Origin of the sequence: Pseudomonas reinekei (genome assembly GCF_001945365.1) — a bacterium.
GTDB lineage: Bacteria > Pseudomonadota > Gammaproteobacteria > Pseudomonadales > Pseudomonadaceae > Aquipseudomonas > Aquipseudomonas reinekei.
The window spans coordinates 41,265-52,896 of record NZ_MSTQ01000012.1 but is presented as its reverse complement, the minus strand read 5'-3'; the positions used below and the strand labels follow the sequence as shown (position 1 = coordinate 52,896).

12 protein-coding genes are annotated in these 11,632 nt (G+C 58.4%); 3 read left to right on the top strand and 9 right to left on the bottom strand.

Translation table 11 applies throughout. From position 1 onward, the window contains the following. Positions 1-29: 29 nt before the first annotated feature. The 5 genes from hflD to BVK86_RS29835 all read right to left on the bottom strand — a co-directional run bounded on the left by hflD (position 30) and on the right by BVK86_RS29835 (position 5,213). Entirely contained in the window at positions 30-653 is a 624-nt protein-coding gene (gene hflD / locus BVK86_RS19405; protein WP_075947941.1) for a high frequency lysogenization protein HflD, read from the bottom strand. After that, positions 650-1,783, bottom strand: a complete 1,134-nt coding sequence (gene mnmA / locus BVK86_RS19400) for a tRNA 2-thiouridine(34) synthase MnmA (protein WP_075947940.1) — start codon at positions 1,781-1,783, stop codon at positions 650-652. The genes hflD and mnmA overlap by 4 nt, the downstream gene beginning before the upstream one ends. A gap of 59 nt (positions 1,784-1,842) precedes the next feature. Further along, entirely contained in the window at positions 1,843-2,289 is a 447-nt protein-coding gene (locus BVK86_RS19395) for an NUDIX hydrolase (protein WP_075947939.1), read from the bottom strand. 203 nt (positions 2,290-2,492) lie between these two features. Continuing rightward, positions 2,493-4,718, bottom strand: coding sequence for an NADP-dependent isocitrate dehydrogenase (locus BVK86_RS19390; protein WP_075947938.1), 2,226 nt, complete (start codon positions 4,716-4,718; stop codon positions 2,493-2,495). Positions 4,719-5,045: 327 nt separating this feature from the next. After that, the gene (locus tag BVK86_RS29835) at positions 5,046-5,213 is read right to left on the bottom strand and encodes a hypothetical protein (protein WP_167371511.1); all 168 of its coding nucleotides are present in this window, start codon (positions 5,211-5,213) and stop codon (positions 5,046-5,048) included. Here BVK86_RS29835 and icd point away from each other — a divergent pair. Further along, positions 5,212-6,468, top strand: coding sequence for an NADP-dependent isocitrate dehydrogenase (gene icd, locus BVK86_RS19385; protein ID WP_075947937.1), 1,257 nt, complete (start codon positions 5,212-5,214; stop codon positions 6,466-6,468). The genes BVK86_RS29835 and icd overlap by 2 nt on opposite strands. Positions 6,469-6,550: 82 nt before the next feature. Here icd and cspD read toward each other — a convergent pair whose 3' ends face one another. Then, entirely contained in the window at positions 6,551-6,817 is a 267-nt protein-coding gene (gene cspD / locus BVK86_RS19380) for a cold shock domain-containing protein CspD (protein WP_075948034.1), read from the bottom strand. Positions 6,818-7,041: 224 nt separating this feature from the next. On the opposite strand from cspD, the gene clpS reads away from it, so the two are divergent. Both clpS and clpA read left to right on the top strand, forming a co-directional pair. After that, a complete protein-coding gene (clpS, locus tag BVK86_RS19375) occupies positions 7,042-7,425 on the top strand; it encodes an ATP-dependent Clp protease adapter ClpS (protein ID WP_020799529.1) in 384 nt (127 codons plus the stop codon). Positions 7,426-7,455: 30 nt separating this feature from the next. Next, positions 7,456-9,726 (top strand): ATP-dependent Clp protease ATP-binding subunit ClpA, encoded by a 2,271-nt coding sequence (clpA, locus tag BVK86_RS19370; RefSeq protein ID WP_075947936.1) that lies wholly within the window; start codon positions 7,456-7,458, stop codon positions 9,724-9,726. Positions 9,727-9,837: 111 nt separating this feature from the next. Here the strand turns inward: clpA and infA are convergent, their stop codons facing one another. The 3 genes from infA to aat form a co-directional block, all read right to left on the bottom strand. After that, a complete protein-coding gene (gene infA, locus BVK86_RS19365) occupies positions 9,838-10,056 on the bottom strand; it encodes a translation initiation factor IF-1 (protein WP_002553999.1) in 219 nt (72 codons plus the stop codon). A gap of 111 nt (positions 10,057-10,167) precedes the next feature. After that, positions 10,168-10,875, bottom strand: coding sequence for an arginyltransferase (locus BVK86_RS19360; protein WP_075947935.1), 708 nt, complete (start codon positions 10,873-10,875; stop codon positions 10,168-10,170). A 57-nt stretch (positions 10,876-10,932) separates the two neighbouring features. Continuing rightward, positions 10,933-11,613, bottom strand: coding sequence for a leucyl/phenylalanyl-tRNA--protein transferase (gene aat / locus BVK86_RS19355; RefSeq protein WP_075947934.1), 681 nt, complete (start codon positions 11,611-11,613; stop codon positions 10,933-10,935). Positions 11,614-11,632 lie beyond the last annotated feature (19 nt).

Sequence of the window (11,632 nt, the reverse complement as noted above, 5' to 3'; positions counted from 1 at the left end):
AGTGCTAAGTCTGGATCTGTCGATGCGGGTTATTCGTTACGCATCAAGGGGTAAAGCTCTTTCAGCAATTTGCGGCGGCTGATCACCAGCTGCCAGCGATGCCCGCCCAATTGTCGCCACAGGCGCGCCGAACGAATGCCGGCCAGCAGCAAGGCGCGAATTTTCGAGGCGTTGCTCGGCTGCTGCAGATTGCGCATGTCGCCGTGCACCTGGATGCGCTGGCGCAGGGTGCTGAGGGTGTCCTGATACAGCGCACCGCAGGCGGCCACCACGTTTTCGTGGGCCGGGCCGAAATGTTCGACCTGGGACTGAATTTGCGGCAGACGCTTGCCGATGATGTCGAGCATGTCGCTGCGCTTGGCCAGCTGGCGCTCAAGTCCGAGCATGGCCAGTGCATAGCGCAATGGCTCGCGCTGCAGGGCGCTCGGGTCGCGTTCAAGGGCGCCGATCAACGCGCGATAACCTTCGCGCAGATTGAGGTCGTCGCCGCCGTAGACTTCAAGGGTGTCCTTGGGGTCACGAATCAACAGGCTGCCGAGCATGCAGGTCAAGCCTGCCTCGCTGGTCTGGCCGGTCTTGGCGATCTTGTCGACCAGCACGGCGGCAAGAAACACGCCGCCCAGCGCCGTCAGTTGTTCCTGGGTGGGGGTCATTGGGCCTGACCTTTGCTGGTCCATGGTTCTGCCACTTCAATGACGCCGCCGCCTAGGCAGATGTCGCCATCGTAGAACACCACCGATTGACCCGGCGTGACCGCGCGTTGCGGATCATCGAACGTCGCGCGGTAGCCGGTGGCGGTCTTTTCCAGGGTGCAAGGCTGGTCTCTCTGGCGATACCGCACTTTGGCGGTCAACTTGCGCGGCTGGCTCAGGTCGATCGGGTTGACCCAATAGATGTCCGAAGCGAGCAGGGCGCGGGAGAACAGCCACGGGTGATCGTTGCCCTGGCCGACGATCAGCTCATTGTGCTCCAGGTCCTTGATCAGCACGTACCACGGCTCGTCACTGGCGTCTTTCAGGCCGCCGATGCCCAAGCCCTGGCGCTGGCCGATGGTGTGGTACATCAGGCCGTGGTGACGGCCGATGATTTCACCTTCGGTGGTTTTGATTTCGCCCGGTTGCGCCGGCAGGTACTGCTTGAGGAAGTCGCTGAAGCGGCGTTCGCCGATAAAGCAGATCCCGGTGGAGTCCTTTTTCTTCGCGGTCGCCAGTTCGTATTTCTCGGCAATCGCGCGCACTTGCGGTTTTTCCAGTTCGCCGACCGGGAACAGGGTCTTGGCGATCTGCTCACCGCCAACGGCGTGCAGGAAGTAGCTCTGGTCCTTGTTCGGGTCCAGGCCCTTGAGCAGTTCGGTGCGGCCGTCGATGTCGCGGCGACGCACGTAGTGACCGGTGGCGATCAGGTCGGCGCCGAGCATCATGGCGTAGTCGAGGAACGCTTTGAACTTGATTTCACGGTTGCACAGGATGTCCGGGTTCGGCGTGCGTCCGGCCTTGTATTCGGCCAGGAAATGCTCGAACACATTGTCCCAGTACTCGACGGCGAAGTTGGCGGTGTGCAGCTTGATGCCAATCTTGTCGCACACGGCCTGGGCGTCCGCCAGGTCGTCCATGGCGGTGCAGTATTCCGTTCCATCGTCTTCTTCCCAGTTCTTCATGAACAGGCCTTCCACCTCATAACCCTGCTCGATCAGCAGGAGGGCGGAAACGGAAGAGTCCACGCCGCCGGACATGCCGACAATGACGCGCTTCTTTTGTGTGTCAGAAGGGGCTGGATCACGCATAGGGATTCAATGAGTGTCTTGAAAAAGGACGCGATTCTAGCAGGCTCAAGCCCGCAAGGCTAAAGAGAAGGACGGATCAATTCGAGGCTGAAGTGCTGACCGCCCAGATAGTCGTCGATGCAGCGGATGATCAGCTCGCTGCGCCAGTTGTCGCGCTGCTCGATTAATTCGTCGCGGGTCAACCACTTGGCGCCGACGATGCCGTCGTCCAGTGGGTAATCCGGGTGGTGTTTCAGAGGCTTGGCGATGAAGCAGACCCGTTGGTAAGTCACGCCGTTGCTCGGGGCTGTGTAGAGATAAATGCCCAGTACACCGGTGGGTTCGACGTCCCAGCCGGTTTCCTCGAGGGTTTCGCGCACGGCGGCTTCAATCAGGGTTTCGTCCGGATCGAGATGCCCGGCGGGCTGGTTGAGCACATTGCGCCCGGCCTTGTGTTCTTCAACCATCAGGAAGCGGCCGTTGTCTTCGACGATGGTGGCGACGGTGATGTGGGGTTTCCAGTCCATGTGTTGCCCTCGATTCTGAATGTTGAAATACATACTCTGTAGGAGCTGGCTTGCCAGCGATAGCGGTAGGCCAGTCACCACTAATGTTGAATGGTAGGCCGCCATCGCTGGCAGGCCAGCTCCCACAGGGTTTTGTGTGTCTACAAAAGCCACAAACACAAACCCCGGCACGAGGCCGGGGTTTGTGTTGCTTCCTTACAGCCTTACACCAGCGCAGCAATCGCCGCGTTGAGCGTGGCGCTTGGGCGCATGGCTTTGCTGATCAGCTCGGCACTGGCGTGGTAGTAACCGCCGATGTCGACTGGCTTGCCCTGAACGGCGTTGAGCTCGGCAACGATGGTTGCTTCGTTCTCGGTCAGGGTCTTGGCCAGAGTCGCAAACTGCGCTTGCAGTGCAGTGTCTTCAGTCTGGGCAGCCAGGGCTTGAGCCCAGTACAGCGCCAGGTAGAAGTGGCTGCCGCGGTTGTCGATGTTACCGACTTTGCGCGATGGCGACTTGTTGTTGTCCAGGAACTGGCCGGTGGCCTGGTCCAGGGTCTTGGCCAGAACCAGCGCCTTTGGATTGTTGTAGGTCACGCCCAGGTGTTCCAGGGATGCGGCCAGTGCCAGGAATTCACCCAGCGAATCCCAGCGCAGGAAGTTTTCTTCCAGCAGCTGCTGAACGTGCTTCGGAGCCGAACCGCCGGCGCCGGTTTCGAACAGGCCACCGCCATTCATCAGTGGCACGATCGACAGCATCTTGGCGCTTGTGCCCAGTTCCATGATCGGGAACAGGTCGGTCAGGTAGTCGCGCAGTACGTTGCCGGTCACCGAAATGGTGTCCTTGCCTTCGCGGGTGCGCTGCAGGGTGTACTTCATTGCGTCGACCGGTGCCATGATCTGGATGTCCAGACCGACAGTGTCGTGATCCTTCAGGTAAGCCTGAACTTTCTCGATCACCACGCCGTCGTGGGCGCGCATTGGGTCCAGCCAGAAGATCGCCGGGGTGCTGCTGGCGCGAGCACGGTTGACGGCCAGCTTGACCCAGTCCTGGATCGGCGCGTCTTTGGTCTGGCACATGCGGAAGATGTCGCCGGCTTCAACCGACTGTTCCAGCAACAGGGTGCCATTGGTGTCGGTCACGCGGACCACGCCGTTGGTCTTGATCTGGAACGTCTTGTCGTGGGAACCGTACTCTTCGGCTTTTTTCGCCATCAGACCGACGTTCGGCACGCTGCCCATGGTAGTTGGGTCGAAAGCGCCGTTTGCCTTGCAGTCTTCGATGACCGCCTGGTAGATGGTGGCGTAGCAGCGATCCGGGATCACAGCCTTGGTGTCGTGCAACTGGCCGTCGGTGCCCCACATTTTGCCGGAGTCACGGATCATGGCCGGCATCGAGGCGTCGACGATAACGTCGCTCGGCACGTGCAGGTTGGTGATGCCTTTGTCGGAATTGACCATCGCCAGGGAAGGGCGAACGGCGTAGACCGCCTGAATGTCAGCTTCGATCTGCGCTTGCTGCTCGGCCGGCAGGGCCTTGATGCGAGCGTACAGGTCGCCGATGCCGTTGTTCAGGTTGAAGCCGATCTGGGCCAGCACGTCAGCGTGCTTGGTCAGCGCGTCTTTATAGAACTCGGCAACGATCTGGCCGAACATGATCGGGTCGGAGACCTTCATCATGGTGGCTTTCAGGTGAACCGACAGCAGCACGCCTTGCGCCTTGGCACTTTCGATTTCAGCGGCAATGAATGCGCGCAGAGCGTTTTTGCTCATGACGGCGCAGTCGAGGATCTCGCCCGCCTGAACGGTAGTTTTTTCTTTCAGGACGGTGGTGGTGCCGTCTTGAGCGATCAGTTCGATCTTCACGGCGCCAGCGGCGTCGATCAGGGCAGCTTTTTCGCTGCCGTAGAAATCACCGGTGCTCATGTGCGCGACGTGGGACTTGGAGTCCGCAGCCCAGGCGCCCATTTTGTGCGGGTGCTTGCGTGCGTAGTTCTTGACCGACAGTGGGGCGCGACGGTCGGAGTTGCCTTCACGCAGAACCGGGTTCACGGCGCTGCCCTTGACCTTGTCGTAACGGGCCTTGGTTTCTTTGTCGGCGTCGCTGGTCACGGTTTCCGGATAGTCCGGCAGTGCGTAGCCCTGGGCTTGCAGTTCTTTGATCGCGGCTTGCAGCTGCGGAACCGAGGCGCTGATGTTGGGCAGCTTGATGATGTTGGCTTCAGGCGTAACGGCCAGGTCGCCCAGTTCGGCGAGGTGGTCGGCTACGGCTTTGTCGCCCAGTTGCTCGGGGAAGCTGGCCAGGATGCGCCCTGCAAGAGAGATATCGCGGGTTTCCACGGCGATATCAGCCGAGGCGGTGAACGCCTCTACGATAGGCAACAGTGAATAGGTGGCGAGGGCTGGGGCTTCGTCGGTGAAGGTATAGATGATCTTCGAGCGGGTGGGCATATTCGGATTAACTCTCTCTTCTTTGCTAAAGCGTGCGCAGAAACTCGAGGGGCGCCGGGTAAGCGCGTTCGTTCAAAGTCATCCATGAGCCGAATATCGAGGTTTCGTTGCTGTGATGTTGGGTGCATCAGTAGGGCGTCAAGCAGCCGGACTGCGGTAACAGGCCGGCCTGTCGAGCTGAAAGCCTCATCATAGAGCCTTTCGGTCGTCGTGACCCTTTGGTCAGCGGCGGCATTATACATAGGTAGCTGGCAATCTGCCGATGGTTCATACGCAACGAATCTCGTCCATTGGTCTAAAGGTCGCAGGGGCGAGTGGCGCGCGTCGTCATTCGTCGTGCTGGAGTTTGGCGCTTTTCCCTTTGCTTTCAGGCTTGTAGCGCGTGAGTTGTGCGGCTTTGCGGCAGATGGATGGAACAGAGGGTTTGCGCGCCGATTCAACTGGGTTACGCTCGAACCAAGCCAGATGTTCAATCCAATCAATGGAGTTCAGCATGGGTTACAAGAAGATTCAGGTTCCGGCCGTCGGCGACAAAATCACCGTCAATGCAGACCATTCTCTCAATGTTCCTAATAACCCGATCATCCCCTTCATCGAAGGTGACGGCATTGGTGTCGACATCAGTCCGGTCATGATCAAGGTTGTCGATGCTGCTGTGAAAAAGGCTTACGGCGGCGAGCGCAAGATTTCCTGGATGGAAGTGTACGCCGGGGAAAAAGCGACTCAGGTTTACGATCAGGATACCTGGCTGCCTCAGGAAACCCTGGACGCGGTCAAGGATTACGTGGTGTCCATCAAAGGCCCGCTGACCACGCCGGTCGGTGGCGGCATCCGCTCGCTCAACGTCGCGCTGCGTCAGCAACTCGACCTCTACGTCTGCCTGCGTCCGGTGCGCTGGTTCGAAGGCGTGCCTAGCCCGGTCAAGAAGCCAGGCGACGTCGACATGACCATCTTCCGCGAGAACTCCGAAGACATTTACGCCGGCATCGAGTGGAAGGCCGGTACGCCGGAAGCGACCAAGGTCATCAAGTTCCTGAAAGAAGAAATGGGTGTCACCAAGATTCGTTTCGACGAGAACTGCGGTATCGGCGTCAAGCCGGTCTCCCTGCAAGGCACCAAGCGTCTGGCGCGCAAGGCACTGCAATATGTGGTCGACAACGATCGTGATTCGCTGACCATCGTGCACAAAGGCAACATCATGAAGTTCACCGAGGGTGCCTTCAAGGAATGGGCCTATGAAGTGGCGGCCGAGGAGTTCGGCGCGACCCTGCTCGACGGTGGTCCGTGGATGCAGTTCAAGAACCCGAAAACCGGCAAGAACGTCATCGTCAAGGATGCCATCGCCGACGCCATGCTCCAGCAGATCCTGCTGCGCCCGGCCGAGTACGATGTGATCGCGACCCTGAACCTGAACGGCGACTACCTCTCCGACGCCCTCGCGGCGGAAGTGGGGGGTATCGGTATCGCGCCAGGTGCCAACCTGTCCGACACCGTGGCCATGTTCGAAGCCACCCACGGTACTGCACCAAAGTACGCCGGCAAGGACCAGGTCAACCCGGGCTCGCTGATTCTGTCCGCCGAAATGATGCTGCGCCACATGGGCTGGACCGAAGCGGCCGACCTGATCATCAAGGGCACCAACGGCGCGATTTCCGCCAAGACCGTGACCTATGACTTCGAACGTCTGATGGATGGTGCCAAGCTGGTTTCTTCTTCCGGCTTCGGCGATGCACTGATCTCGCACATGTAAGCGAACGCCAGGCATGAAAAAAAACCGCCCGGCTCAAGCGATTGAGTCGGGCGGTTTTTTATGAGTGGATGGTGGTGCGGTCTCAGGCCGTAACGGTCGATTGTGCGGTGGAGTTCACGGTTTTCGAAGCATCCACAGGGTTGCAGATGTTGATCGCATGCAGGCCCTTGGGTCCCTGGATGATTTCGAATACCACGGCTTGTCCGGCCTTCAGGGTCTTATAGCCATCCATCTGGATAGCCGAGTAGTGAACGAACAGATCTTCTGTCTTGCCGTCCTCATTGATGAACCCGAAACCCTTGGCATTGTTGAACCATTTGACCTTGCCACTGACCTTGACGCCTGACATATCCATATCCCTCTGCAACAGACTCCATCACTGGAGTATCATCCAGTTCATCCGCAGTCACTTCTTAGAAAAAAGTTGACTCCGCGGACCTTTTTTACCCACTGTGGGCTCTATTGTTTGTAACACCCTTTTGCCGATAGTCAAGTTGACCCGGCAGTCGGAGTTGAAAACGCTGATAGCCGCCCCCACCACTGTATATGAACAACAGACGAACCTTTCTTTCCATGCATGCAATCAGCCAGATTCGACTAACATTCAATCAGGATCGCCCGACTCTCCAGAAAGATCGCCCGGAGGAACACGACGACGATTCCGCAGGCATTGCTGTTCAGGAGGCGAAGCCTGCTTTACAGGCGCCGCCAATGTACAAGGTGGTTTTGTTCAATGATGACTACACACCGATGGATTTCGTCGTCGAAGTGCTCGAGGTGTTTTTTAACCTGAATCGCGAGCTGGCGACCAAGGTCATGCTGGCCGTTCATACAGAAGGACGGGCAGTATGTGGAGTGTTTACCCGCGACATCGCCGAGACGAAGGCCATGCAGGTCAACCAGTACGCCAGGGAAAGCCAGCATCCGCTACTCTGTGAAATCGAGAAGGACGGTTAATCGCCGACCACTTGGGTATGAGGTGAAGCTATGTTAAACCGCGAGCTCGAAGTCACCCTCAATCTTGCCTTCAAGGAGGCCCGTTCGAAGCGTCATGAATTCATGACCGTCGAACATCTTCTGCTGGCCCTATTGGACAATGAGGCTGCCGCCACTGTTTTACGTGCGTGCGGCGCAAACCTCGACAAACTCAAGCATGACCTGCAGGAGTTCATCGACTCCACCACGCCATTGATCCCCGTGCATGACGAGGATCGTGAAACCCAGCCAACCCTGGGCTTCCAGCGTGTACTGCAACGTGCTGTGTTTCACGTACAGAGCTCGGGCAAACGCGAAGTGACTGGCGCCAACGTGCTGGTCGCGATCTTCAGTGAGCAAGAGAGTCAGGCGGTGTTCCTGCTGAAACAGCAGAGCGTTGCGCGCATTGATGTCGTCAACTATATCGCCCATGGCATTTCCAAAGTGCCAGGGCACGGCGATCACTCTGAAGGTGAGCAAGATATGCAGGATGACGAGGGCGGTGAGTCTTCATCTTCAGGCAATCCCCTGGATGCTTATGCCAGCAACCTCAATGAACTCGCGCGCCAGGGTCGTATCGATCCGTTGGTAGGTCGTGAGCTGGAAGTCGAACGCGTTGCGCAGATTCTGGCGCGTCGTCGCAAAAACAATCCGCTGCTGGTGGGTGAGGCGGGCGTGGGTAAAACCGCGATCGCCGAAGGCCTGGCCAAGCGCATTGTCGACAACCAGGTGCCGGACCTGCTGGCCAACAGCGTGGTTTACTCCCTTGATCTCGGCGCGTTGCTGGCCGGGACCAAATACCGCGGTGATTTCGAGAAGCGCTTCAAGGCGTTGCTCAATGAGCTGAAAAAACGCCCGCAGGCAATCCTGTTCATCGACGAAATCCACACCATCATCGGTGCGGGTGCCGCGTCCGGTGGCGTGATGGATGCCTCGAACCTGCTCAAGCCATTGCTGTCGTCCGGTGATATCCGTTGCATCGGCTCGACCACCTTCCAGGAATTCCGCGGGATTTTCGAGAAGGACCGTGCCTTGGCCCGGCGCTTCCAGAAGGTCGACGTGTCCGAGCCTTCGGTGGAAGACACCATCGGTATTCTGCGTGGCCTCAAGGGTCGTTTCGAGAGCCATCACAATATCGAATACAGCGATGAAGCCCTGCGCGCGGCTGCCGAACTGGCCTCGCGCTACATCAATGACCGTCATATGCCGGACAAGGCCATCGACGTCATCGACGAGGCGGGTGCCTATCAACGCCTGCAGCCGGTCGAGAAGCGTGTAAAACGCATCGAAGTGCCGCAAGTTGAGGACATCGTCGCGAAAATCGCGCGGATCCCGCCGAAGCATGTCACCAGTTCCGATAAAGAGCTGCTGCGCAACCTTGAGCGTGACCTGAAGCTGACGGTGTTTGGTCAGGATGCAGCGATTGACTCGCTGGCAACGGCGATCAAGCTGTCCCGTGCCGGCCTGAAGTCGCCTGACAAGCCTGTTGGTTCGTTCCTGTTCGCCGGGCCTACCGGTGTCGGTAAAACCGAAGCGGCGCGCCAGTTGGCCAAGGCTTTGGGTGTCGAGCTGATTCGCTTCGATATGTCCGAGTACATGGAGCGTCACACCGTATCGCGTCTGATTGGTGCGCCTCCGGGCTATGTCGGGTTCGATCAGGGCGGTTTGCTGACCGAAGCCATCACCAAGCAGCCTCACTGCGTGCTGTTGCTCGATGAGATCGAGAAGGCGCATCCGGAAGTCTTCAACCTGCTGTTGCAGGTGATGGACCACGGTACGCTGACCGATAACAACGGGCGCAAAGCGGACTTCCGAAACGTAATTGTCATCATGACGACCAACGCCGGTGCCGAAACTGCAGCGCGTGCTTCGATCGGTTTCACCCATCAGGACCACTCGTCCGATGCGATGGAAGTGATCAAGAAGAGCTTCACGCCGGAGTTCCGCAACCGTCTGGACACCATTATCCAGTTTGGTCGCCTCAGCCATGAGGTCATCAAAAGCGTGGTGGACAAGTTCCTTACCGAACTTCAGGCGCAGCTGGAAGACAAGCGTGTATTGCTGGAAGTCACCGATGCCGCCCGCAGCTGGCTGGCGGCCGGGGGTTACGACTCGGCAATGGGGGCTCGACCAATGGCTCGCTTGATCCAGGACAAGATCAAGCGTCCACTGGCGGAGGAGATTCTCTTTGGCGAGCTGGCCGAACATGGCGGTGTGGTGCACATCGACATCAAGGACGGCGAGCTGACCTTCGACTTCGAGACTACGGCCGAGATGGCCTGACGTTAAACCGTTGCAAAGCAGAAGGGCGCCGATTGGCGCCTTTTTGCTGTCTATCAAATCGCAGCCAAACAAAAACGCCCGGCATCAGCCGGGCGTCTTGTATTGACTTGATTAGCGAGCGCGGTAAGTGATGCGCCCTTTGCTCAAGTCATAGGGCGTCAGCTCGACGCGCACTTTGTCACCGGTAAGAATACGGATGTAGTTCTTGCGCATCTTGCCGGAAATATGCGCGGTTACGACGTGCCCATTTTCCAACTCCACGCGAAACATGGTGTTGGGCAGGGTGTCGACGACAGTGCCTTCCATTTCGAAGCTGTCTTCTTTCGACATGCAGTAAAGCCCTCGGTGTCCAGTGAATGGCCCGGTGCAACTGCGCCAGGCAAAAGCGGCGTGCATTGTGCCCGAAAAGTGGGGGTCAAGCCAAGGGGTTTACGGTGCGCTCTAGTTCAGAACGACCCAGCGCTGGTTAATGAGCAGCTCTATGGGGCGGTATTGCGTCTTGTAGCTCATTTTTTTGCAGTTTTTGATCCAGTAGCCCAAGTAGACCGCATCCAGTCCCAGTCGTCGGGCCTCGGCGATTTGCCAGAGGATCGCGTAGCGCCCCAGGCTGCGTCGTTCTTCTGCGGGTTCATAGAAGGTGTAGACCGCCGAAAGGCCGTTGGGCAGCAGGTCGGTGACGGCGATCGCCAGCAACCGTCCGTCGAGACGAAATTCGTAGAAACGGGAAAACGGCAGGTCGCGCACCAGGAAGGTAGAGAATTGATCGCGGCTGGGTGGGTACATGTCGCCATCGGCGTGGCGTTCTTCGATGTACCGTTGATAGAGATCGAAATACTCTTCGCTAAAGCCCGGCTTGGCCGGTCGCACTTGCAAGTCGGCGTTGCGCTTGAAGATTCGCTTCTGCTGACGGTTGGGGGTGAATTGTCCTACAGGGATGCGCGCGGGCACGCAGGCATTGCAGTTCTGGCAATGGGGCCGATATAGATGATCGCCACTGCGACGAAAACCCATTTCCGACAGGTCTGCGTAGACATGCACGTCCATGGGCTGGCTAGGGTCAAGGAACAGGGTCGTGGCCTGCTCCTCAGGCAGATAGCTGCAAGAGTGGGGCTGAGTGGCATAGAACTTCAAGCGCGCCAACTCGGTCATGATCAACCCTCGGGATAATGCTTTCGATTAAGTGTAAGCCACGCGCGCAAAAGTCGCTCAGCAAACCCAGGTTGCGCGGCTGGGTTGATCCAGATATTGCGCCAGATAACCGGCAAACGCGCTGCGGGGGATGGCTCGCGCGCCGAGGCTGTGCAGATGGTCGGTAGGCATCTGGCAGTCGATCAGGACAAAGCCCGAGTCTTTCAGATGTCGCACCAGGGTGGCAAAGCCAAATTTGGAAGCGTTGTCGGCGCGGCTGAACATGGACTCGCCGAAAAACATCTGCCCCATCGCCAGGCCATACAGGCCGCCCACCAGTTCGTCCTGGTCCCAGACTTCCACCGAGTGCGCGAACCCGCGGCGATGCAATTCAATATAGGCGTCCTGCATCGCCTCGGTGATCCAGGTGCCGTCGGCATATTCCCTCGGGGCTGCGCAGGCTTTGATCACGGCGGCAAAATCGCGATCGAAAGTCACCTGATAACGTTGCTGGCGCAACAGTTTATTCAGGCTGCGGGAAACGTGCAGTTCGTCGGGAAACAAAACCGTGCGTGGGTCGGGCGACCACCAGAGGATGGGTTGGCCCTCCGAGAACCAGGGAAAGCAGCCGTGACGATAAGCCTGGATCAGTCGATCGGCGGACAAGTCGCCACCTGCAGCCAGCAACCCGTTGGGGTCGCGCATGGCTTTTTCCAGCGGCGGGAAAGTCAGGGTGTTGCGTTGTAACCAAGTCAGCATGGCGTTCGGGCTTGCAGAA

What these genes read in the sequence shown, in the direction of transcription:
- hflD (WP_075947941.1), bottom strand. Translation starts at nt 653, where the DNA reads ATGACCCCCACCCAGGAACAACTGACGGCGCTGGGCGGCGTGTTTCTT.
- mnmA (WP_075947940.1), bottom strand. Translation starts at nt 1,783, where the DNA reads ATGCGTGATCCAGCCCCTTCTGACACACAAAAGAAGCGCGTCATTGTC.
- BVK86_RS19395 (WP_075947939.1), bottom strand. Translation starts at nt 2,289, where the DNA reads ATGGACTGGAAACCCCACATCACCGTCGCCACCATCGTCGAAGACAAC.
- BVK86_RS19390 (WP_075947938.1), bottom strand. Translation starts at nt 4,718, where the DNA reads ATGCCCACCCGCTCGAAGATCATCTATACCTTCACCGACGAAGCCCCA.
- icd (WP_075947937.1), top strand. Translation starts at nt 5,212, where the DNA reads ATGGGTTACAAGAAGATTCAGGTTCCGGCCGTCGGCGACAAAATCACC.
- BVK86_RS29835 (WP_167371511.1), bottom strand. Translation starts at nt 5,213, where the DNA reads ATGCTGAACTCCATTGATTGGATTGAACATCTGGCTTGGTTCGAGCGT.
- cspD (WP_075948034.1), bottom strand. Translation starts at nt 6,817, where the DNA reads ATGTCAGGCGTCAAGGTCAGTGGCAAGGTCAAATGGTTCAACAATGCC.
- clpS (WP_020799529.1), top strand. Translation starts at nt 7,042, where the DNA reads ATGCATGCAATCAGCCAGATTCGACTAACATTCAATCAGGATCGCCCG.
- clpA (WP_075947936.1), top strand. Translation starts at nt 7,456, where the DNA reads ATGTTAAACCGCGAGCTCGAAGTCACCCTCAATCTTGCCTTCAAGGAG.
- infA (WP_002553999.1), bottom strand. Translation starts at nt 10,056, where the DNA reads ATGTCGAAAGAAGACAGCTTCGAAATGGAAGGCACTGTCGTCGACACC.
- BVK86_RS19360 (WP_075947935.1), bottom strand. Translation starts at nt 10,875, where the DNA reads ATGACCGAGTTGGCGCGCTTGAAGTTCTATGCCACTCAGCCCCACTCT.
- aat (WP_075947934.1), bottom strand. Translation starts at nt 11,613, where the DNA reads ATGCTGACTTGGTTACAACGCAACACCCTGACTTTCCCGCCGCTGGAA.